Source organism: Mycobacterium sp. NTMscope_MAC_269 (genome assembly GCF_976985695.1).
In genome coordinates this window covers 2,775,408-2,797,043 of the sequence record NZ_OZ335668.1, presented here as the reverse complement: position 1 = coordinate 2,797,043, position 21,636 = coordinate 2,775,408, and the positions used below count along the sequence as shown (strand labels likewise).

The 21,636-nt window shown below is 66.2% G+C and carries 20 protein-coding genes; 9 read left to right on the top strand and 11 right to left on the bottom strand.

The window, feature by feature from the left end; translation table 11 throughout:
- Positions 1 to 52: 52 nt before the first annotated feature.
- Positions 53 to 1,069 (top strand): dihydrodipicolinate synthase family protein, encoded by a 1,017-nt coding sequence (locus ACZ50Z_RS12925; RefSeq protein WP_464483906.1) that lies wholly within the window; start codon positions 53 to 55, stop codon positions 1,067 to 1,069.
- A 62-nt stretch (positions 1,070 to 1,131) separates the two neighbouring features.
- Here the strand turns inward: ACZ50Z_RS12925 and mbp1 are convergent, their stop codons facing one another.
- A complete protein-coding gene (mbp1, locus tag ACZ50Z_RS12920; protein WP_464483905.1) occupies positions 1,132 to 1,371 on the bottom strand; it encodes a microaggregate-binding protein 1 in 240 nt (79 codons plus the stop codon).
- Positions 1,372 to 1,634: 263 nt separating this feature from the next.
- On the opposite strand from mbp1, the gene ACZ50Z_RS12915 reads away from it, so the two are divergent.
- The 6 genes from ACZ50Z_RS12915 to ACZ50Z_RS12890 are packed head-to-tail and all read left to right on the top strand — an operon-like array spanning position 1,635 to position 8,404.
- On the top strand, positions 1,635 to 2,459 hold the full coding sequence (locus ACZ50Z_RS12915) for an enoyl-CoA hydratase (RefSeq protein ID WP_464483904.1): 825 nt from the start codon (positions 1,635 to 1,637) through the stop codon (positions 2,457 to 2,459).
- 19 nt (positions 2,460 to 2,478) lie between these two features.
- Positions 2,479 to 3,681, top strand: coding sequence for an amidohydrolase family protein (locus ACZ50Z_RS12910; protein WP_464483903.1), 1,203 nt, complete (start codon positions 2,479 to 2,481; stop codon positions 3,679 to 3,681).
- A gap of 22 nt (positions 3,682 to 3,703) precedes the next feature.
- Entirely contained in the window at positions 3,704 to 5,329 is a 1,626-nt protein-coding gene (locus ACZ50Z_RS12905; protein ID WP_464483902.1) for an acyl-CoA synthetase, read from the top strand.
- Positions 5,326 to 6,156, top strand: a complete 831-nt coding sequence (locus tag ACZ50Z_RS12900; RefSeq protein ID WP_464483901.1) for an amidohydrolase family protein — start codon at positions 5,326 to 5,328, stop codon at positions 6,154 to 6,156. Before ACZ50Z_RS12905 ends, ACZ50Z_RS12900 begins: the two co-directional genes overlap by 4 nt.
- Before the next feature lie 2 nt (positions 6,157 to 6,158).
- Positions 6,159 to 7,211 (top strand): acyl-CoA dehydrogenase family protein, encoded by a 1,053-nt coding sequence (locus ACZ50Z_RS12895; RefSeq protein WP_464483900.1) that lies wholly within the window; start codon positions 6,159 to 6,161, stop codon positions 7,209 to 7,211.
- Positions 7,211 to 8,404, top strand: a complete 1,194-nt coding sequence (locus ACZ50Z_RS12890) for an acyl-CoA dehydrogenase family protein (RefSeq protein ID WP_464483899.1) — start codon at positions 7,211 to 7,213, stop codon at positions 8,402 to 8,404. The genes ACZ50Z_RS12895 and ACZ50Z_RS12890 overlap by 1 nt, the downstream gene beginning before the upstream one ends.
- A 66-nt stretch (positions 8,405 to 8,470) precedes the next feature.
- Here the strand turns inward: ACZ50Z_RS12890 and ACZ50Z_RS12885 are convergent, their stop codons facing one another.
- The 4 genes from ACZ50Z_RS12885 to ACZ50Z_RS12870 form a co-directional block, all read right to left on the bottom strand.
- The gene (locus ACZ50Z_RS12885; protein WP_464483898.1) at positions 8,471 to 9,703 is read right to left on the bottom strand and encodes an amidohydrolase family protein; all 1,233 of its coding nucleotides are present in this window, start codon (positions 9,701 to 9,703) and stop codon (positions 8,471 to 8,473) included.
- 87 nt (positions 9,704 to 9,790) lie between these two features.
- Positions 9,791 to 10,936 carry a thiolase family protein gene (locus ACZ50Z_RS12880; protein WP_464483897.1) on the bottom strand — a complete coding sequence of 382 codons (1,146 nt, stop codon included), beginning with the start codon at positions 10,934 to 10,936 and terminating at the stop codon, positions 9,791 to 9,793.
- Between the two features lie 102 nt (positions 10,937 to 11,038).
- Positions 11,039 to 12,253 (bottom strand): CaiB/BaiF CoA transferase family protein, encoded by a 1,215-nt coding sequence (locus ACZ50Z_RS12875; RefSeq protein ID WP_464486217.1) that lies wholly within the window; start codon positions 12,251 to 12,253, stop codon positions 11,039 to 11,041.
- A gap of 22 nt (positions 12,254 to 12,275) precedes the next feature.
- Entirely contained in the window at positions 12,276 to 13,484 is a 1,209-nt protein-coding gene (locus tag ACZ50Z_RS12870; protein WP_464483896.1) for a cytochrome P450, read from the bottom strand.
- A 109-nt stretch (positions 13,485 to 13,593) separates the two neighbouring features.
- Between ACZ50Z_RS12870 and ACZ50Z_RS12865 the strand changes: the two genes are divergently transcribed.
- Both ACZ50Z_RS12865 and ACZ50Z_RS12860 read left to right on the top strand, forming a co-directional pair.
- Positions 13,594 to 15,090 (top strand): aldehyde dehydrogenase family protein, encoded by a 1,497-nt coding sequence (locus ACZ50Z_RS12865; RefSeq protein ID WP_464483895.1) that lies wholly within the window; start codon positions 13,594 to 13,596, stop codon positions 15,088 to 15,090.
- Complete coding sequence (locus ACZ50Z_RS12860; RefSeq protein ID WP_464483894.1) at positions 15,087 to 16,292, top strand: cytochrome P450; 1,206 nt, start codon at positions 15,087 to 15,089, stop codon at positions 16,290 to 16,292. Before ACZ50Z_RS12865 ends, ACZ50Z_RS12860 begins: the two co-directional genes overlap by 4 nt.
- On the opposite strand, the gene ACZ50Z_RS12855 is transcribed toward ACZ50Z_RS12860, so the two are convergent.
- The 6 genes from ACZ50Z_RS12855 to ACZ50Z_RS12830 form a co-directional block, all read right to left on the bottom strand.
- Positions 16,293 to 17,135, bottom strand: coding sequence for an SDR family NAD(P)-dependent oxidoreductase (locus tag ACZ50Z_RS12855; RefSeq protein ID WP_464483893.1), 843 nt, complete (start codon positions 17,133 to 17,135; stop codon positions 16,293 to 16,295).
- Positions 17,132 to 17,605, bottom strand: a complete 474-nt coding sequence (locus tag ACZ50Z_RS12850) for an SRPBCC family protein (protein ID WP_464483892.1) — start codon at positions 17,603 to 17,605, stop codon at positions 17,132 to 17,134. The genes ACZ50Z_RS12855 and ACZ50Z_RS12850 overlap by 4 nt, the downstream gene beginning before the upstream one ends.
- Position 17,606: 1 nt before the next feature.
- A complete protein-coding gene (locus ACZ50Z_RS12845) occupies positions 17,607 to 19,259 on the bottom strand; it encodes an acyl-CoA synthetase (protein ID WP_464486216.1) in 1,653 nt (550 codons plus the stop codon).
- 85 nt (positions 19,260 to 19,344) lie between these two features.
- A complete protein-coding gene (locus ACZ50Z_RS12840; protein ID WP_464483891.1) occupies positions 19,345 to 19,965 on the bottom strand; it encodes a PaaI family thioesterase in 621 nt (206 codons plus the stop codon).
- A complete protein-coding gene (locus tag ACZ50Z_RS12835; RefSeq protein ID WP_464483890.1) occupies positions 19,962 to 20,591 on the bottom strand; it encodes a cysteine hydrolase family protein in 630 nt (209 codons plus the stop codon). The genes ACZ50Z_RS12840 and ACZ50Z_RS12835 overlap by 4 nt, the downstream gene beginning before the upstream one ends.
- Positions 20,588 to 21,595 (bottom strand): Rieske 2Fe-2S domain-containing protein, encoded by a 1,008-nt coding sequence (locus tag ACZ50Z_RS12830; RefSeq protein WP_464483889.1) that lies wholly within the window; start codon positions 21,593 to 21,595, stop codon positions 20,588 to 20,590. The genes ACZ50Z_RS12835 and ACZ50Z_RS12830 overlap by 4 nt, the downstream gene beginning before the upstream one ends.
- Positions 21,596 to 21,636 lie beyond the last annotated feature (41 nt).

The window sequence follows — 21,636 nt, the reverse complement described above, 5'->3', positions numbered from 1 at the left end:
TTCCCCTGACCATGGGTCGAAGAAATCGATTGGTAGACAGAAGGAGTCGACTGTGGCTACGGCAGCAGAAGCGCGCGCGTGGGCGCCTGGCGCATTGCGGGGGATCGGTGACTCCCTTTATACCCCGTTCTGCGGCACCGACGGCGACGACATCGACTGGGACGCCTACCGGACGCTGGTGCGTTACTGCGTGGGTGATCTCGGACACCCGATGTTGTGGTGCACCAGTGGGATCGCGGAGTTCTGGTCGCTGACACTCGACGAGCGGAAGCGCCTGCTGGAGGTTGCGGTCGAGGAGGCGCGCAGCCTCAATCCCGGTGTGGTGGTGCAGGCGTGCACGGCGGCGATGTCGGCCAAGGACTGTCTGAATTTGACGCTGCACGCCCAGGAGGTGGGTGCCGACATCGTTTACATCCAGACGCCGATGATGGAAGCCCACGGGGGCGAAGGCGTGCTGCGCTTTTTCCAATACATCGCCGCGCGCACGAATATCGCTCTGGGCATGTTCAATTCGCCGTCGTCGGGCTACGTGTTGACTCCGGCCGAGAGCGCACGCATCTACGACGAGGTGCCCGCGGTGTGCGCCACGAAGGAGGGCGCCTTCCGGCCGGCGAGCAGCCGTCTGCTGCACGAGCTGGCGCCCGGTCTGACGGTGTGGGAATGCGACAAGACGGTCTACCGGGCCGGGTGGCTGCGTGACGGGATCGTGTGCCCGGCCCAACTGGGCACCGCGGGCTACCTGTTCGAAACGCCTGAGCGGCGATTGTTTTCCGAGTATTGGGATTTGGTGCAGAGCGACAAGCTCGTCGAGGCCATGGATTACGGCCGCGAGTCCGGGATGGATCAGTTCGACCTCGACGTCGGGTCGTGGTGGACGTGCTACCCGGGGCGCGCGGATTACTTCACCCACTGGGGTGGCGCGTTCAAGTACGCCGCTTCGCTGCTGGGGTTGCCGATCGGTGCGTATCCGCATTCCCGCCCCCCGCAGGCCGAATTGCCCGCCGAGGCGAAGACTCAGATCGAGCGGGCCTACTACCGCCTGGGCTTGATCCAAACGGTGTTGCACTAGAACGGATTACAACGCGAAGCGGGCCCGGTCGGATCACCGGGCCCGCTCGCTCAGCTGGCCGTTTACTGCTGCTCGGCCCGCTCGCGTTCCTCGTACGTCTTGGCCTTGCCGCGAGCCTTCTCGGCGGCGGCTTCCTTTTTCCCGGCGCTGCGCTGGGCGTCGGCCTTGTCCTGCTGGGCCTTGCCCTCTTCGATCAGGTCGTTGTGGCCGATGATGATGCCGATGACCTGCTTGGTCTTCCCGAGGACGTCTTCTACGATGCCCCGAACGAGTTCGACCGGGCCGCTCTTGGTGTCAACCATTGCCTCTCCTTCCCCCATGTGATGGTTGGCTTCTCTACGCGTTCCCGATCACGGGGTCGAAGCAAACATGGGTCAGCGTGTCGATCGCCACAGCCGTTGCCGCCCCTCGGCTCGGGGCGTCGTCGCGGTGGGGGCCACGACGCCCAAAATCGCTGTTTAGTCGCCGTTCACGGCGGTTTGGGCGCAGTTGTGGAATGCGGTACCGATAGGTATACAGTATGGGTACAAACTCGCCAGCTGGTCAGCTATGAGGGGACGGTTCGATGAGTGCCGCCGACCGTGTGGTCACCGATGAAGCGGTGCTGTATGAAACCACTGAAACCGGTGTTGCGGTCGTGACCTTCAACCGCCCCGAGCGGCTCAACGCCTGGGGTCCCGACATTTCGAGGGGCTTCTACGCGACCATCGACCGTGCCGAAGCCGACCCCGCGGTCCGGGTGATCGTGCTGACGGGTGCCGGCAGGGGATTCTGCGCGGGCGCGGATCTGGGTGGCGCGGGATCCATCGACGAAAAGCTCGGCGACGGCGACACGGACGTCACCAAGTTGGTGGGCGATCGTCACCCGCACTTCCTCACCGGGCTGCGCAAGCCGATCATCGCCGCAGTCAACGGCGCGTGCGTCGGCATCGGTCTAACCCACGCGCTGATGTGTGACGTCAGGTTCGCGGCGACCGGAGCCAGATTCGCCACCGCATTCACCCGCCGCGGTTTGATCGCCGAGTACGGGATCTCTTGGATCCTGCCGCGGCTCGCCGGTTGGGGCCCGGCGATGGACCTGCTGCTGAGCGGGCGCACGTTCTTCGCCGAGGAGGCCGCGGAACTGGGACTGGTCACCGACGTCGTCGCGCCAGATCAGCTGATGGCCCACGCCATGGCGTACGCCGAAGACATCGCGCGCAACTGTTCACCGGCGTCGCTGGCGGTGATCAAGCGGCAGGCCTACGGCGACGCGCTGCGCGATGTCGCCGATGTCAGCGCCCGCGCCGAAACACTCATGCACGAGTCGCTGTTGCGGCCCGACGTTGTCGAAGGCATCACGAGCTTCCTGGAGAAGCGGCCACCGCGGTTCCCGCCGTTGGCCACCTAACCAGCCGGAAAGGAACATCATGACCACCCTGAACTATCAACCGATCGATGTCGACAACCACTACTACGAGCCGCTGGACTCGTTCACCCGTCACTTGGACAAGCGGTTCAAGCGACGCGGCGTCCAGATGGTCAACGAGGGCAAGCGCACCTGGGCCGTAATCGGGGACCGCGTCAACCATTTCATCCCCAACCCCACCTTCGACCCGATCATCGTGCCGGGCTGCCTGGACCTGTTGTTCCGCGGCGAGATTCCCGAAGGCGTCGACCCGGCCTCGCTGATGAAGGTCGAGCGGCTGGCGGCTCACCCCGAATATCAGAACCGCGACGCCCGCATCGCGGTGATGGACACCCAGGACATCGAGACGGTGTTCATGCTGCCGACTTTCGGCTGCGGGGTGGAAGAGGCGCTCAAACACGACATCGAGGCGACGATGGCCTCGGTGCACGCGTTCAACCTGTGGCTCGACGAGGACTGGGGCTTCGACCGTCCCGATCACCGCATCATCTCCGCGCCGATCATCTCGCTGGCCGATCCGGTCAAAGCCGTCGAAGAGGTCGAGTTCGTGCTGGCGCGCGGCGCCAAGCTGGTGCTGGTGCGGCCGGCGCCGGTGCCCGGCCTCGTCAAGCCGCGGTCGCTGGGCGATCCCAGCCACGACCCGGTATGGGCCAGGCTGGCAGAAGCGGGAGTGCCGGTGGGATTCCACCTGTCCGACAGCGGCTATCTACACATCGCGGCGATGTGGGGCGGCAAGTCGACGTTCGAGGGGTTCGGTGCGAAAGACCCTCTGGATCAAGTGCTTCTCGACGACCGGGCCATCCACGACACGATGGCCTCGATGATCGTGCACGGGGTGTTCACCCGTCATCCGAAGCTCAAGGCGGTCAGCATCGAAAACGGTTCCTACTTCGTGCACCGGCTGATCAAGCGCCTGAAGAAGGCGGCCAACAACCAACCCCAGCATTTCCCCGTAGACCCGGTGGACCAGCTGCGCAGCAACGTGTGGATCGCCCCCTACTACGAGGACGACCTGCCGGAGCTGGCCGAAGTCATCGGCGTCGACAAGATCCTGTTCGGTTCCGACTGGCCGCACGGGGAAGGGCTCGAATCGCCGGTGTCGTTTGTCGAGGAGCTGAAGGGTTTCGGCGAGTCCGACATCCGAAAGATCATGCGGGACAACGCGCTCGACCTCCTCGGCGTCCAAGTCGGCTCGGCGGCCTGACTATCGGGGCGCGGGTACTTCCGTGAGTGAATGGACCATCGGGGCGGTGCTCGACGAGATCGCCGACGTCATCGGCGACCGGACGATGACGGTGTGCGGCGAGCGTCGCAGCACCTTCGCCGAATCGGCGGACCGTACCCGCCGGCTGGCGAACTTCTTGGCGAGCAGGGGATTTGGTGCGCACCGGGAGCGCGCGGAATTGCAGAACTGGGAATGCGGGCAGGACCGTGTTGCGCTGGTGATGCACAACGACCTGTACCCCGACATGGTCATCGGCTGCCTCAAGGCGCGGACCGTCCCGGTGAACATCAACTACTACTACACGCCGCGCGAGGTCGGTGAACTTCTCGATTACGTACAGCCTCGGGCGGTCATTTACCACCGTGCGCTGGGCGCCAAGTTCGCCGACGTCCTGGCCCGCGCGGGCACCGATCTGTTGATCGCGGTCGATGACGGCAGCGAGGCGCCGGACCTTCCGGGCGCGGTGGCACTGGAAGACGCGCTGGCGCAAGGGGATGCCGATCAGCGTGTGACCGGTTCGCCGGATGACCTGCTGATGATCTGCACCGGCGGCACGACCGGTCGGCCCAAGGGTGTGCTGTGGCGGCAGTCCGACATCTATGTGTCGTCGATGGTGGGTGCGGATCATGCCTGCGCTGCGGAGATTCACGACAAGGTACGGGGGGCGGCCGGGGCGCCGTGGTTCGCGGTGTCGCCATTGATGCACGCGGCCGGCATGTGGACGGCGTTCTCGGCGATCATGGCGGGCACGCCCGTGGTGATGTACGACACCGGCAAAAAACTCGATCCGCGAACGGTGTTGGAAACGGCGCAGCGGGAGAAGGTCGGTTTGATGACGATGGTCGGCGACGCCTACGCCGCGCCATTGGTGGCCGAACTGCGTCGCGGCACCTACGACCTGTCGTCGCTGTACGCGATAGGCACCGGCGGCGCCGCAACGAACCCGAAATATCAACGCGCCCTTGTGGAGTTGATCCCCCAGGTCACGGTCATCAACGGGTACGGCTCGTCGGAGACCGGAAACATGGGATTCGGCCACAGCCGGCGCGACACGCAATCCGAGACGTTCACCCTGCGGGACGGGGGACTGGTTCTCTCCGAGGACTACAGCCACTTCCTGTGTCCGGGCGAGCCCGAGGTGGGCTGGGTCGCCAGGGAAGGCCGAATCCCGTTGGGCTACTTCAACGATCCCGACGCCACCCGCAAGACCTTTCCCGAGATCGACGGCAAGCGGGTCGTGATATCGGGCGACCGCGCCGGGCTGGAGCCCGACGGCACGCTGCGGCTGTTCGGCCGGGACTCGCTGGTGGTCAACACCGGCGGCGAGAAAGTCTTCGTCGAGGAGGTCGAAGAGGTGCTGCGCGCCCACCCGGCGATCGCCGACGCGCTGGTGGTCGGGCGCCCCAGCGAGCGCTGGGGAGAAGAACTCGTCGCTCTCGTCGAAGTCCGCCCGGAGGCCGCCGCGACGCCCGACGAACTGCACACGCTGTGCACCGCACAACTGGCACGGTTCAAGGCGCCCAAGGAATTCCTCTTCGTCGAGCACGTCCAACGCCTGGGCAACGGCAAGGCCGATTACCGTTGGGCGAAACGTCACGCGACAGCAAAGGCGCCGATGTCCACATGAAAGCAATCGATTGCCTGGTCAACGTGCATTTCGGCGAGACCGAGAAGCAACCGACCTGGATGCTCAAGGTACGTGACGACTACTTCAAGGGTCCGGAGTCCATGTTCGCGCCCGTCGAGTTGTCCGCGCTGATCGACGAAATGGACGAACAGGGCGTGCACAAAGCCATCCTGATGGACAACCTCGTTAAGCCGTCGGTGACGGCGCGCAAGTTCGTCGAGGAGAAGCCCGAGCGGTTCGCCCTGGCGATGGGCGGGGTGAACCTGCTGCGGCCCATTCCTTCGCTGCGGGAACTCTCTGCCGTCGTCGACGACCTCCCCGTGGCGTATGCGGCTGTGGGGCCGAGCTTTTGGGGCGACGGCCAGTACCCGCCCAGCGACGCCGTCTATTACCCGCTCTACACCAAATGCGCCGAGCTCGAGTTGCCGCTGTGCATCAACACCGGCATCCCGGGTCCACCCATTCCCGGGGAGGTGCAGAATCCGATCCATCTCGACCGGGTCTGTGTGCGATTCCCGGAACTGAAGCTGTGCATGATCCACGGCGCGGATCCCTGGTGGGACGTCGCGATCAGACTGCTGATCAAATACGCCAACCTGCGCCTGATGACGTCGGCGTGGTCGCCGAAGCGATTACCGGAGAGTCTGCTGCACTACATGCGGACCCGCGGGAAGGGCAAGGTGATGTTCGCTTCCGATTGGCCCGTCCTGAAAATGCACCGCGTCGTGCCCGAGGCCGCCGCGCTGGATCTGCCCGCCGATGTCCTCGAAAACTATCTCTACAACAACGCCCACGAATTCTTCTTCGGTGGCCAGGAGGAGCGCTGAGTATGGACCGTTACGAACTTCGCAGGCTCGACTACAGCCTGACGTCGGATCACGAGGCGTTGCAGGCCGCGTACCGCGATTTCTTCAAGACGCATTGCCCGATCGAGACGGTGCGCGCCGCGGAGGAGACCGGCTTCGACAAGAACCTCTGGGAGCGGTTGTGCGCCATGGGCGCAACGACGATGGCCGTGCCGGAATCCGCGGGCGGAGACGGTGCGACGCTCGTCGATCTGACCTTGGTCGCCGAGGAGGTCGGCCGGTCGCTGGCGCCGGTGCCGTGGATCGACCAGGTCTGCACCGCGCGTCTGCTGGCCCGGCTTGGCGCGGCGGAACCCGATGTGGTTCAAGGTAAGCGACTGGCCGCGTTCGATCCGCAGCACGACAGCACCTCCGGGTTGCGGCTGCTGCCCACCGGGTCGATCGCCGACCAGATCATCGTGCGCGACGGCGCGGATGTCGTGGCGCTGAGTTTCGGTACCCGCCCGACGAAGGTGGACAACATCGGCCGGCTGCCGATGGCTTGGGTGGATCCGGCGGCCGCCGACACGCGCACCGTGTTGGCCGGCGGCCCAGAGGCGCTGGCGGAATATCAACGGGCGCTGGATGAGTGGCGTGTGCTGTCCGCCGCGGCGCTGGTGGGTCTGGTGGAAGAGACCATGACGATCGCCGCCGAGTTCGCAAAGACCCGCTACACGCTTGGAGTGCCGATTTCGACCTTGCAGGGGATCTCGCACCCGCTGGCCAACATCGCCATCACCGTGCAGGGCGGCCGCAATCTGGCGCGCCGCGCGGCGTGGTTCCTGGACAACGAGCCCGACGAACGGCCCGAGCTCGCGCCCTCGGCGTTCGTGTTCATGGCCGAGGAGGCGGCGAAGGCCGCGACCATGGCGGTGCATGTGCAAGGCGGCCTCGGTGTTTCGGCGGAGGCGGCGGCGACGGCGTATCTGGTGCGTGCCCGCGGCTGGGCCCTGGCCGGCGGGGATCCCGGCGCCAGCGCGAAGTACATCGGCGAGCTCGTGGCGGCACGCGAAGGCGACTCGAGAAAGGGCGCATAGTGGATTTCTCCCGCGTCACGCTGTCCGACGACGACCAGCGTTTCCTCGACGAAGCGCGCGATTTCCTGCGCACGCATGTGACGGAGGACGTCAAGCGCCGGGACCGCGAGACAGGCGACAACTTCGACGAGGGGGTGCACCTGGCGCTGGGTGCCGCCGGATACCTGGAACGCGAATGGAAGCCGGAAGCCGAAGGCGGTTTCAGCCGGGTGCATCGCCGTATCTGGGAACTGGAGAAGCGGCGTGCCCACGTGCCCTGGGTGACCTGGGGGACCACCGCCATGGTGGCGCGTTCGGTCGCGAGGTTCGGGTCCGCCGAACTGAAGGAGGAAGTGCTGCCGGGCGTCTTCAGCGGCCATGTTCGGCTGTGCCTGGGCTACACCGAGCCCGAGGGCGGATCCGACATCGCCACCTGCAAAACCCGTGCGGTGCGCGACGGCAACGGCTGGATTGTCAACGGCTCCAAGATGTTTACCACCGGCGCACACAACTGCCGATACGTGTTCCTCATCACCAACACCGACCCGACTGCCCCGAAGCACAAGAGCCTGACCATGTTCCTGGTCCCGCTGGACTCAGAGGGCATCGAGATCCAGGGCATCCGCACGGTCGACGGCGATCGCACCAATATCGTCTACTACAGCGACGTGCGCGTCGACGACAAGTACCGGCTGGGCGACGTGAACGCGGGATGGACCGTGCTGCGCGAACCGCTCAACGTCGAGCACGGTGCGGTGGCGGCCTCCCCCGACGGCCTGCAGGATGTGTCGATCATGATGCATCAGGCCGGTTTCATGGCCGACGCGCTGGACAAGGCCGCCGGCAAGGTGTCAGAGCCGGATCCGAACGGGCGCAGGCTCATTGACGATTCGGCGGTGGCGTACCGGTTGGGGCGCAGCGCCGCGCGGATGGAAGCCGCGCTCAGCGCGCCCAGCATCTTCGGCCGCGTCGCGCTCGCGCAGACGATGCGCGATATCTCCCCGGATCTGATGGACATCCTGGGCACGGCGTCCACCCTGCCGATCGGCACCGACGGTGCGGCCGACGACGGCGCCGCGGAGTATGTCTTCCGGTTCGCGCCGCTGGTCGGGATTTACGGCGGCACCCTCGAGGTCTTCCGCAACATGATCGCGCAATACATGCTCGGCCTCGGCAAGCCGGCCTATGCGCCGGTCGCACAGAAGGCTTCCTAGCGCGAGCAGACGCAGAATCGCACGTCCGAAACTCGAATCGTGCGATTCTGCGTCTGCTCGGCGGGGCTAACCGGTGCCTGCGAGGGCGGGCGGGTTGACCGCCGTGGGGTCGGGGTTGGCGATCGGCAGGCCCATGAAGCGGCGCGCGTTGTCGCCCATGAAGTCATAGGTGCGCCGCTCGTCCATGTCGTCGGCGTATTTCCAGAAGCCCTTGGGTTCGGGGAGGCCTTCGGGGTGCGGGTAGTCGGAGCCGAACAGCACTCGGTCCCATCCGACCGTGTCGACGACGTCGGCCACGCAGCCCTCCCAGAACGGGCTCACCCAGATGTTGCGCCGGAACACGTCGTGCGGATGCTCCGGGAAATTCTGCGGCATCTTCTTGTACAGGTCTTCGAAGTCGTTGAACAGCGGGAAGATCGACGAACTGCCGTTCTCGACGCTGGCGATGCGCAGCTTGGGGAAACGGGTCAGGGTGCCGTGGCAGATCAGGCTGGTGATCATGTCGGCGATTTCGCGATGGCCCAGCACCATCCAGCGAAAAGCGCTCATGGCCATGAAGTTCTGGGTGTGGGGCGGTTCCCACGTGCCGACATAGTCGTCCAGCGGCGGGTAGCTGGCATGCAGCACGATCGGCAGGCCCGCGGCCTCGACATCACGCCAGAACGGGTCGAATTCGGGTAGGGCCGGCGACCGCCAGCCGTGGACGCCGTTCACCGGACCCGGTTTGATCAGCGCCGCCCGAACGCCGTTGCCCAGCAGGTAGTCCAGCTCGCGCTGGGCGGCATCGACCTCGGACAAATTGATGATGGGCGTGGAGAAGACGCGCTCGGCGTAGTTGTAGGTCCAGTGTTCGGCCATCCACTGGTTCAACGCGTGGACGATCGCCAGCGTCAACTCGGGGTCGTCGGCCGAGGAGTGCTCGACCAGGCTGGCCAGCGTCGGGTAGTTCAGCGCCTCGACGACACCCTGGCGGTCGAGTTCGGCCAGCCGATCGACGGGATTGCGGGTCGCGGCCGGCGCCGCGATGGCCGCGCCCTGCATCTCGCGCAGCGTGAGGCCCTCGGTGTTTTCCCCGGCGAAGAACCTCTCGTGCGCGCCGGGCGCGGCGACGCGCTCGAACGTCGGGTTGGGGATGAAGTCACTGACCCTGTTGTTGATCACGATGCGGGTTTGCCGCCCGAATTGGGCGAATTGGACGGCCCGCGAATACCTTTCCGGAAGGAACTTCGTCAGCGCTTCCGGTGTTTCGTACATGTGCTGGTCGGCGTCGAAGATCGGCGCCCTGGTGAATTGAGCCATCGGACAGGTGCCCTTTCTTTGCGCGAGCAGACGCAGAATCGCAGATTCGAGACTCGAATCGTGCGATTCTGCGTCTGCTCGCCGAGGTCAGGTGGTGAGGATGGTGGCCGCGGCGGTACCGGGCGCGCCGTAGAGCTGGGCGAAGCCGACGCGCGGTTCGCCGGGCACCTGGCGATCGCCCGCCTCGCCGCGAAGTTGGCGCACCAACTCGTGGATCTGGCGCAAACCGGACGCCCCGATCGGTTCGCCGTTGGCGATCAGCCCGCCGTCGGTATTGATCGGCATCGAGCCGGTGATCTCGGTGGCACCGTCGGCTAGCAGCTTCTCCTGCTCACCGTCGGCGCAGAACCCGCATTCGGCCATGTGAATGATCTCGGCGCCGGCGTCGGTGTCCTGCAGCTGAATGACGTCGACGTCCTTCGGTGCCACACCCGCCTTTTCGAATGCGGCCCTGGCTGCATATACGGTCGGCGCCACATCCTCGTCGACCGGGGCGAAGGTGGTGTTCACCTCGTAGGCGCCGTAGCGGCGGGTGCGCACCTCGACCGCCCGCAGGAAGACCGGCTTATCGGTATAGCGGTGCGCGATGTCGGCGCGGCACATGACCACGGCGGCGGCACCCTCGTCGGGCGCACAGAACATGTACTGCGTGAGCGGATAGTTCAACATCGTCGAGTTGAGGATCTCGTCTTCCGGAATCGGTTTGCGCCGAAACGCGTTCGGGTTCTGCGCGCCGTTACGGAAGTTCTTGGCGGCCACCTTGGCCAGCGACCGCTGGGAGATGCCGTGCTCGTGCAGGTAGCGGTTGGCCTTCATGCCGAAGAACTGGGTGGTCAGGTACTGCCCGTTCTCGGCATACCAACGCGGCATCCCTACCAGAGCCGGGTCCTCGATGAACGCGCCGCGCGGATGCTTGTCCAGGCCGAGGGCGATCCCGATGTCGTAGTCGCCCAACCGGATTCCGTCGGCGCAGGCCTTGGCGGCGCTGGCCGCCGTCGCGCAGGCGTTGAACACGTTGGTGAAGGGAATACCCGAGAGCCCGACCATGCCGACGATCGCGTCGGGGTTGGCGACCGTCCAGCTGCCTCCGGTGGCGGCCTGGACGTCCCTCCACTGCACGCCCGCGTCGTCGACCGCGATCCGGATGGCGTCGACACCCATCTCCATCGCGGACTTGCCTTCGAAGCGTCCGAAGGGGTGCAGGCCCACGCCGATGATCGCGACGTCATTCATATGCGCCTCTCCTCCTCATCGCTTCGCTCTGCATCGTCGCCGGCGCGATTCATATGCGCCTCTCCTCCTCATCGCTTCGCTCTGCATCGTCGCCGGCGCGATTCACGCGATAGCTCCTGATTCTTTGAGCTCGGCGATACGGTCCCACTCCATTCCGAGTTCCATCAGAACGATTTCGGTGTGCTCGGATGCCTGCGGGGCCCGAGTGGTGACGAGCGGTTCGTGGTTGAACTGCACCGGTCCGCGGACGACCTTGAATGGTGCACCGCCGTCGTTGGCCTCGACTTCGACGATCATGTCGTTGGCGAGCGCTTGCTCGTCGCCGGCAAGATCGATGAGGCTCTGGAACGGCGCCCACTGGCCTTTCATCGTCTTCAGGTGCTGTCGCCAGTAGTCGAAAGGCTTGCCGGCGAAGGCCTTTGCGATCAGTTCGGCGGCCGCATCGGCGTTTTGGATCAAGGGCAGCACGTCGGAGAAGCGGGGGTCGTCGGCCGCCTCGGGCATGCCGAGGTGCTCGAAAGTGTCGCGAATGTAGCCCGTCGGGCTGACGATGCACAGGTTGATGGTGCCGCCGTCGGACGTTTCGTAGTTGCCCAGAAAGGGATTCACGGATGCGGCCGCAGATCCCGGCATGGGGGTGCGCATGACCTCGCCGGTTTCCATGCCCTGCGTGACGCTGGCGCCCGCCGCCCACCACGCCGTGCTCAGCAGCGACACATCGAGCTCGACGGCCTCGCCGGTGCGCTCGCGGTGCAGCAACGCGGCCGAGATGCCGCCCGCGATGAACATGCCGCCGATCGAGTCACCGAATGCGGGAATGCCTTGTCCCAGTGCGCCGCCCAACTCCTCGGGCGTCAGCGCGTACCCCACGCCGCTGCGCGTCCAGAACGCGGTCCCGTCGTAGCCGCCGACGTCACGTTCGGCTCCCTTGTCGCCGTAGGCGCTGCCGCGGGCATACACGATGTTGGGGTTCACGGCGCGGATGTGTTCCACATCGAACTTGTGCTTCTGCCGCTGCGCAGGCATGTAGTTGGTCAGGAACACATCGGCGGTCTTGGCCAGCTCGTAGATCACTTCTTGACCGCCGGGCGTGGAGACGTCGATCCCGACGCTGCGCTTGCCGCGGTTGGGATGCTCTATCAACGGATGCCGGTCGGGATCGAGCTGGAACCCACCCATGTTGACGAAGCCGCGCTGGGTGTCGCCGCGCGCCGGGTGCTCGACCTTGATGACGTCGGCGCCCCAGTCGGCGAGGATCGCACCGGCGGCGGGGACGAACGTGAACTGCGCAACCTCGAGGACCCGAAAGCCCTGCATTACCTTGACCATTCCCGGGACCCTACTTCGCGTCGAACGTAACCGGAAGCGCGGTGGGCGAACGGAACGGCTGACCGTGGACATGCGGATCGTCATCGGTGAGCAGGTTGAGGTTGGTCACCCGATCCAGCAGGCATTCGAGTGCGACCCGGGTTTCCATGCGCGCGAGGTGCAAACCCAGGCAGGTGTGCTCGCCGGCGGCAAACGAGATGTGCGGTACGTGCGCACGGAAGATATCGAACTCTTCCGGTCGCTCCCAGCGGCGTTCATCGCGATTCGCCGAGCCGATACACACGTCGAGAACCGACCGGGCCGGAATCTTGACCCCCTCTAGTTCGGTGTCTTCGGCGGTGAACCGCTGCACCGTGGTCAACGGCGTCTCGAAGCGCAGCCCCTCCTCGATCGCCGGGGCGATCAACGTGCTGTCGGCCTGCACCGCGGCGAGCTGCTCGGGGTGGGTCAGGAGCAGGAAGAGCAGGTTGCCCGAGGACCGGTAGGTGGTTTCCAACCCGGCGGGCAGGAGCAGCCGCAAAAACGAGTAGATGGCTTCGTCGCTGAGCTTTTCGCCATCGATCTCCGCGGTGACCAAGTCACCGATGATGTCTTCGGTCGGCTTGGCCTTGCGCGCTTCGATCTGCTCGAGGAAGTAGTCCTTCAACGCCGCCGACGCTTCAAAGGCGCGTTCGTACTTGACCGCGTAGCTGATCAATTCCACCGCGCGCCGGTGGAACATGGGCAGGTCATCTTCGGGCAGACCTAACAGCGTGGCGATGACCCGGGTGGGGAACTCGAACGTGATCTGGCGGACCAGATCGGCCTGGCCGGCGTCGATGAATTCGTCGATGAGGGCGTTGCAGATCGGCCGCACGACGGTGGGCTCCCAGCGGGCCAGGGCCTTGGACTTGAACGCCGCGGACACCAGGTTGCGGTGGTCGCGGTGCTTTTTGCCCTCCATCGCCAGGATGGTCGGCCCCATGAACAGGCCGATGGTGGTGTCGTACATCGCCGAACTGAACACCCGGCCGTCGCGAAACGCCTTGTTCACCGCGTCGAACGACACCGCCGCGAAAGACCGCTTGGGTCGCAGCGACTCGGGGGTCTTGGCGTAGTCCATGACGGTGCCGTGATAGACCCCGCCCTCGCTGCGCTTCCGCGCGAAGTAGGGGTACGGGTCACGGAGGTAGTCGTTCGGCTTATCGCCGGCGACGGCGTCCTGAAGCTGACTTTCCACGGCTGCTCTCTGGCTCGGGTACACGGTCGCACTGAAAGGATTGCCTCGTACTGTAAAGATTACAGTAGACTATATCGTCGCGGCTACGGCTGCCGTAAGCTGTGCAGCCATGGGTGCAGTTGGCCAACAGGTTGACAGTCCGGCGGGGCAGCAGCGGGCCGATTTGCAGGCGATGCTGGACCGGCAGCGGCGATCCTTTGTGGACGAGGGGCCGCCCACCGCCGCGGTCCGGTGCAACCGCATCGATCGGCTGATGGCGCTGCTGTTGGACAACAGCGACGCGTTCATCGAAGCCATGGCGGCCGACTACGGCACCCGGTCCAGGGCGGCCTCGTTGTTCACCGAGATCATCGGGATCACCTCGGTGGTCGAACACACCAGATCCCATGTGGCGCAATGGATGCGTCCGTCCAAGCTGATGCTCGCCGCCCGGCTGTGCGGGCTGCGGGCCGAAGTCCAGCCCACCCCGCTCGGCGTCGTCGGGGTGATCGGACCGTGGAACTTCCCGGTCAATCTCGTGGTGCTGCCCGCGTCGGCGGCGTTCGCTGCCGGTAACCGGGTGATGATCAAGATGTCGGAGATCACCGCGCACACCGCGGATCTGATGGCGGCGACCGCGCCGAAGTACTTCGACCCGACCGAGCTCGAGGTGGTCACCGGCGGGGCCGATGTCGCGGCCGCGTTCGCGGAGTTGCCCTTCGATCACCTGTTCTTCACTGGCTCGCCGTCGGTGGGCGCACTGGTGCAACGCGCGGCCGCCCGGAACCTCGTTCCGGTGACGTTGGAACTCGGCGGCAAGAACCCGGTGGTCGTTGCGCCGGGCGCTGACATCGCACGGTCGGCGGCGCGCATCGCCCGCGCCCGGATGGTCAACGGCGGACAGGTCTGCGTCTGCCCCGATTACGTCATGGTGCCCGACGACCACGTCGAGGCCTTCGTCGACACCGCCCGCGAAACGCTGCGCGGCATGTTCCCGACGGTGATCGCCAACGCCGATTACTGCTCCAGCGTCAACCAGGCAAATTTCGACCGGGTGGTGCGCCTGATCGACGATGCGCGGGCGCACGGTGCGCGCGTGGAAACGATTGCACCGGAGCGTGAATCACTGCCCGACCCCGCCAGCCGCAAAATCGCGCCCACCCTTGTCCGCGACATCGACGACCGGATGCTCATCGCCGACGAAGAGGTCTTCGGCCCCGTGCTGGCCGTCCTGGGCTACTCGCGCCTGAACGAGGCGATCGACTACATCAACCGCCGGCCGGCGCCCCTGGTGGCCTACTGGTACGGTCCCGACGGCGACGATTTCCGCACCTTTGTCCGCAACACCCGCAGTGGCGGCGTGGCCCGCAACGACTTTGCGGCGCAGATGATCCCGTCCGCGGCGCCGTTCGGGGGAGTGGGGCGCAGCGGGATGGGCGCCTATCACGGCAAGGCCGGCTTCGACGCGTTCAGTCATTACCGCACCGTGGTCGGCAACGACCTGCCGTTCAGCATCACCGGAACCGCGGCGCCGCCATTCGGCAGTCCGTTGCGGTTCTATGCCAATACCGCCCTGCGGATCGCGCGGGCCCGCACCCACCGGCGGCTCAAGGAGGCGTCGAAATGACCGTCGCCGAACTGGAATTCGACCCCTTTTCGGAGGACTTCTTCAACGGGCCGTACGAGACGTATCGCCGGATGCGGGAGGAAGCCCCGGTCTACTACAGCGAACGGTACGATTTCTACGCGCTCAGTCGCCACGTGGATGTCGCTACGGCGTACAAGAACTTCGAGACGTATTCGTCGGCGCGCGGGGTGGACCTCGCGGCGGTGCGCTCGGAGGAACCCATGGGGCACAAGTCGATCATCATGATGGACCCGCCCGAGCATCGGCACATGCGCGGCCTGGTCAACAAGGTGTTCACTCCGCGCGCCATCGAAGCGATGCGCCCGCTGGTGACCGGCCTGATCGACCGCTATCTTTCCGCCACCGATCCCGCGGGATTCGATGTCGTCCAGGATTTTTCGGCGTTGTTCCCCGTCGAAGTCATCACAACCATGCTGGGCGTCCCCGAGGAGGATCGCCAGCAGATCAGGCTGTGGCTCGACGAATTCCTGCACCGTGAGCCGGGCGAGGTCGAGATGTCGGAAGCCGGCTTCCAGGCCGCCACGCAAATGGCGATCGCCTACTACCAGTTGGTGAAGGAGCGCAGGGCCGCGCCGCGCGACGACATGATCAGCGCGTTGGTGGCGGCCCGGGTGGAGCGCGAGAACGGTGAGCTCACCGCGTTGGACAACATCGAAATCGCCCAGTTCGCCGTGCTATTGGGCGGGGCGGGCGCCGAGACGGTGACCAAGCTGGTCGCGAACGCGGTGGTGCTGTTTGCGCACCATCCCGAGCAGTGGCAGAAGCTCCTCGACGACCGCAGCAGGGTCACGGCCGCGGTTGAAGAGGTGCTGCGCTACGAATCCCCGAACCAGTACAACGTGCGCTGTTCGCGCGAGGATGTCACCCTGCACGGCGTCACCATCCCGGCCGGCAAGCCGGTGTTCCTGCTCCTGGGCTCGGCCAACCGTGATCCCGACGCCTGGACGAAGCCAGAGGTCTTCGACATCGACCGCGACCGCGCCGAGGCTCAGAACCTCGGGTTCGGCTACGGCATCCACAGCTGCCTCGGGGCGGCGCTGGCGCGGATGGAAAGCGTTGTCGCACTGCAGAGGTTGCTCGATCACATACCGCGCTACGAGGTGGACTGGGCCGGCTGTCGCCGCGTCAACATGCAAAACGTCGCCGGCTGGAACAACGTCCCGGTCCGAGTGCTGCGCTAGTCAGGTGCCGGCGCGGCCCGAACGGGCGTTCGTCACTCGTGCGGCGTGGGCCTGCAGAGCGGCGTAGTGCGCGCCGAGCAGCCGGGGCATCGCGGCTATCGCGCGTCCGTCGGGCCCGATGAGGATTCTGGCCCGGTTCTTCTCGGCCCCGCGGAGAATGAGGCGAGCGGCCTTCTCGGGCGAGGTGAGCGCTGCGCGCGCGAAGAGTTTCGCGGCCATGTCGGGATCCTCGGTGGCCGCGGCGCGCATGTTGGTCCCGAAGTTGGTTCGGACCACGCCGGGGTGCACGCAGTGCACCGTCACCGGATGGCGTTCGATGATCATTTCCTGGCGCAGCGCCTCGGTGAAACCGCGCACCGCGAACTTCGCCGTGCTGTAGGCGCCCTGATAGGGCACCGCGATCAGTCCGAAGGCGCTGGACAGGTTCACCAATCGCGCGGGGCGCTCCGAAGTGCCGGACTCGATCAGCTGCGGCAGGAACGCCTTGGTCCCATTGACAACGCCGCCGACGTTGATGCCGATGAGCCAATCGAAATCGGTCCACGACATGTCCGCCACGCTCGCGAACAGGTCAACTCCGGCATTGTTGAACAACATTGAGGCGGGCCCGAGCTGCCCGCGCACGTCCTCGGCGAAGCTCAGCACCGCGTCCCGGTCCGCCACGTCGACCCGGTACGGCGTCACCTGGCCGGGCCGGCACGCGGCCTGGGTCTCGGCAAGGCCCTTTTCGTCGATGTCGGAAGCCGCGACGTGCGCGCCGTCCGAGGTGAGCGACCGCGTCAATGCGCGGCCGATGCCAGAGCCGGCACCTGTGACGACGGCGATACGCCCTTGATACTTCATGAATTTCCCGCTTCCACGATCGCGCGGATCCGGTCCACCGAAAGGTCAAGGTTCCTTTGCAGGTCCTTGCGACGATCCCTGACGAACAAGAACAGGTACTCGAAAATCAGCACGCCGAAAGGCAGTTGAACGCACATCCGGAACTCTTCGGTGAGGCGCGCCGTGCCGGCGGTGGAACCGGGTTCGATGAGATACGTCCACTGCGTCCAGTCCCCGCCCATGGCCTGGACGACGAACGAAAACCTCTGTCCTGGCGCCGCTTCGACGACGTTCGCCACGGTCCGCCACCGGCCGAGTCGGCGACGATTCCACGCACGGAAACGGTCCGGACCCAGCCACTCCGCACGTGTCGTCTCGGGACTCCACTCGGGGATTCGCGTGACGTCGGAGATGACGGCGTAGATGCGCTCCGCCGGAGCGCGCACCTCCGTCGACGCCGTCAGTGTCTCGCCCTCGTGGAGCAGCGGCATTTCAGCCGTTCACCGCCTGATCGCGCGCCCACCGATAGTCGGCCTTGCCCGACGGGCTGCGCTCGATGACCGGTCGGAACACGATCGCCTTGGGCAGCTTGTAGCGCGCCAGCGACTGCGCCGCGTGGGCCACCAGCTCCGCGGCCTCGGCGCCGGCGCCCGCGGCGAGCGCCACCACGGCGACAACCTCCTGGCCCCATCGCTCGCTCGGCCGCCCGGCGACCACCACGTCGGCCACCGCGGGATGCGACGCGATGGCCGTTTCGACCTCCTCGACGAAGATCTTCTCGCCGCCGGAGTTGATGGTCACCGAATCCCGGCCCAGCAATTCGATGGAGCCGCCGGCGCCGTGGCGCGCGCGGTCGCCGGGGACGGCGTAGCGAACGCCGTCGATCACCGGAAAAGTCTTGGCCGTCTTGGCCGCATCGCCCTTGTAACCGAGCGGAACATAGCCCCGCTGCGCCAGCCAGCCCATCCCGTCGTGCCCGGGTTCCAGGATGGCCGTCAGATCCTCGGCCGCGACGAACGTGTCCGGCCCGGCGTTGAACGTGCCGGTCGCCACCGCCCCCGAGCTCGACATGTGATGCATCTGCGCGCCCGTCTCCGACGACCCGACGCCGTCGATGACAACGGCGTTCGGCAGCACTTCGATCAACCGTTGCTTGACGTACGGGGTCAGCAGGGCGCCGCCGTTGGCGACCACCGCCAGCGACGACACGTCGGCGATCCCCTTCTCGATGGCGGCGACCAGCGGGCGCGCCATCGCGTCACCGACCACCGTGACCACCATGACTTTCTCCCGCTCGATGGTGCGCACCACGTCGTCGGCGTCCAGATGATCGACGACGGTGGGAAAGACGACGGACTGGCCCGTGGTGATCGCCGTCATCACGCTCCACTGCGCCGCGCCATGGATCAGCGGGGGCAGAATCATCAGCTTGGTGCCCGGGCCCGCGGCGGCGCGCTCCACGATTTCGTCGACGGACGCCGAGGGCTCGCCGGTCATCAGGTTCCGGCCGCCGAAGGACGTCATGAAGATGTCGTGCTGGCGCCACAGCACGCCCTTCGGCATCCCCGTCGTGCCCCCCGTGTACAGGACGTACAGGTCGTCGGCCGAATGCTGCACCGCTGGCGGTTCCGGGTCCACCGACGCCAGGGCGGCCTCGTAATCGATTGCGCCGTCGAGCAAGTCGTTGCCCGAGTCGTCGGCGATCTGGATCAGCACGCGCAGCTGCGGCAGATTCGGGAGGATCTCGGCCACTCGCGGGGCGAACGCGGCGTGGTAGAGCAGCGCGGTCGCCCCGGAATCCGCGAGCAGATATTGCAGCTCGCTCTTCACGTAGCGGAAGTTGACGTTGAACGGGGCGACCCGCGCCTGGAAGCTGCCCAGCAGCGCCTCGACGAATTCGTTCCCGTTGTAGGCGTAGAGGCCGAGCAGGTCTTGGCCCACCTCGTGGCCGGCCAGCGCGGAGCGCTCGGTGTGGCAGCCCAGTCCTTGGGAGTGTAGGTAGGCCGCGAGCCGATTCGAGCGGTCGATCACCTGCGCGTAGGTGTAGCGACGGTCCCCCTGGATGATGAGCTCGCGGGCGGGGAGGGCGGCCGCGACGGCCTGCGCGACCGCCGGCACCGTGAATGTTGTTGTGGTGTCCACTATTTCCTTTCCGCCGAGCAGACGCAGAATCGCATGCGCGAGGCTCGCGCAGTGCGATTCTGCGTCTGCTCGCCAAACCGGGGCCGTCTCACGGCTGGTGGGGTAGCAGGCGAACCATCAGGCCGTTGGCTTCGCTGAGCAACGTGCCGCCGGCGTCTGTCATAGTAGCGTCAATGAAAACTTTCCTGCCCTCGGCTTTGGTGATGCGGCCCTGGGCGGTCAGCGGCCGGTCAATCGGGGTGATATTCCGGTAGTCGACGTGCAGGTACGCCGTGCGCGTCGGCCGGATGTCCGCGGTGGACACGACCATGCCGAACACCCAGTCGTAGAACAGCGGGATCATGCCGCCGTGCACGGCCCTGTTCCCGCCGATGTGCGCGGTAGTGAAATGCCCGGTCATCTGCACGCCGCCGGGGCCGGACTCGGTCACCATCCAGGGCGGCAGCAGGGGATGGGCCAGCCCGGGCAGGCTCAGCACCCGGCCCGCCACCGCCTCGATCTCCGGGACCTGGTGACCGTCCAGCAGCGCGCAGGCGTTGTCCAGGTGCGCGGTCGCGGCGGCCCACAGCGCGGGGTCCGGCTTGGTGGACACGGTCAGGTCCTGCAGACGCCGGAGCGCGGCGACAAACGGGCCCAGTTCGGCGGGGGCGTCCTCGACGGGTTTGACGTCGGGGAAGCCGCCGCGGACGTCCGGCGCGGTGTCGGTCATCGCGTTCCCTCATCCCAGACCCGGAGCAGATCGTCGGTGCTGGTGATGGTGGCCAGCAGCGACAGCGTGTTGGCGATCATCGCTGCACCATAGTCGGCGGGAATACCGGCGACGGCGTCGCGGGGCACGACGACCCGGTAGGCGGCGTTGACGGCGTCCATGACGAGGTTGGGGATCGCGATGTTCAGCGAAACCCCCACCACGACGATGGTCGACACCCCGAGATTGCGCAGCACCGCGTCCAGGTCGGTGCCGCCCATCGGGCCGACGCCGTGCCAGCGACGCAACACCAAATCCGAAGGCTGCGGCCCCAATTCGGGCAATAGCTCCGCGCCCGGCGTGCCGGGCGTGATGTCCACCTGGTTGCCGCCGCCCATCGCGAAGATCTTCGCGTTGTGGTTGGAGCCGAGCCCGTCGGGCCGCCGCTGCACCAGGCAGTGCACGACCCGCACGCCGGCCGCCCGCGCCACGGGCAGCAGCCGCGCGATGTTGGGCAGCGCCTCGCGGCGGGCCTCCTCGGCGAGCATCGCCAGTCCGGCGTCGGGACCCATCACCGCGCCCTGGCACTCCTGGGTGACGATCGCGGTGTGCGCGGGCGTGGTCAGCGCGGCCAGCCGGTCCGTCATGCGGGGGCGCCCACCGGCGCGACGTCGTAGAACTGCGTCGCCCACTTCCTCAGCGCCATATAGCCTTTCGCGTCGGTCTTCGACAGAGCGGGGTTCTCCACATACTTCTGGTAGCGCCAGATCTGCAGGTCGTCGAACACCGTGGACAAAAACTGGTTCTCGATGAGCTCCCGCAATTTGCCTTCGGGGACGGGTGCGGTGTCGCCGGGGATTCGCGGCCACCAGATCGAATAGAACAGGTCCGAGCATTCGTCGTCGACGGGTGTGCAGGTGAAGATCAACCGATGGTTCTGCACGCCCTCGAAGACGCTGATCGCCCCGCCGAGCCCGAACAGGTGGCTGTGGAACCGCAGCGCGAGGTCTTGCGCGTCGTCGCTGCGCGCGTTGGGCCAGCCCGCAATGAACTGCCACTCGTGGTCGACGATTTTCCAGTCCAGCACCCGGGGCGTCACGGTGGCGTGGTGGACGTACTCGAAATGGGCGCTGTCGGGGGCGTTTTCGGCCACGATCTGCGGGTGCACCGGCTCGCGCTCCGCGCGCCGGGAAAACTCCGGATACGCCCGGTAGTACTGCGCGGGATCGGTCTCGAATTGCGGGAACTTGCGGAAGATATCCGGCATCTCCCACTGCGGTTCCTTGCCGTCGGGGTGGTGCCAGATGAACACGCAATCGTATTGCTCCTGGACGGGATACACCTTCAGTCGTAGCCCACGGTTCGGGCGGTCCGGCTGGTAGGGGATGTACTTGTTGCATCCGTCCGGACCCCAGCGCCAGCCGTGGAACGGGCACTCCACGCAGTCGCCGACGACCTTGCCGCCGTGGCCGATGTGGGCGCCGAGATGCTTGCAGTGTGCTTCCAGGACGTGCAGCTCACCGGACTCGTCACGGTAGGCGACCAGATCCTCGCCGAAATAGTGCAGCGGCCGGACCTCGCCGGTGGGAAACTCTGGCGACCAGCCGACCATGAACCAGCCGGTGACCTTCCAGGTGAATGGGACTTTCACGCCGAGCGCCTCTCGTGGTCGTTGATACTAAATCCATTACA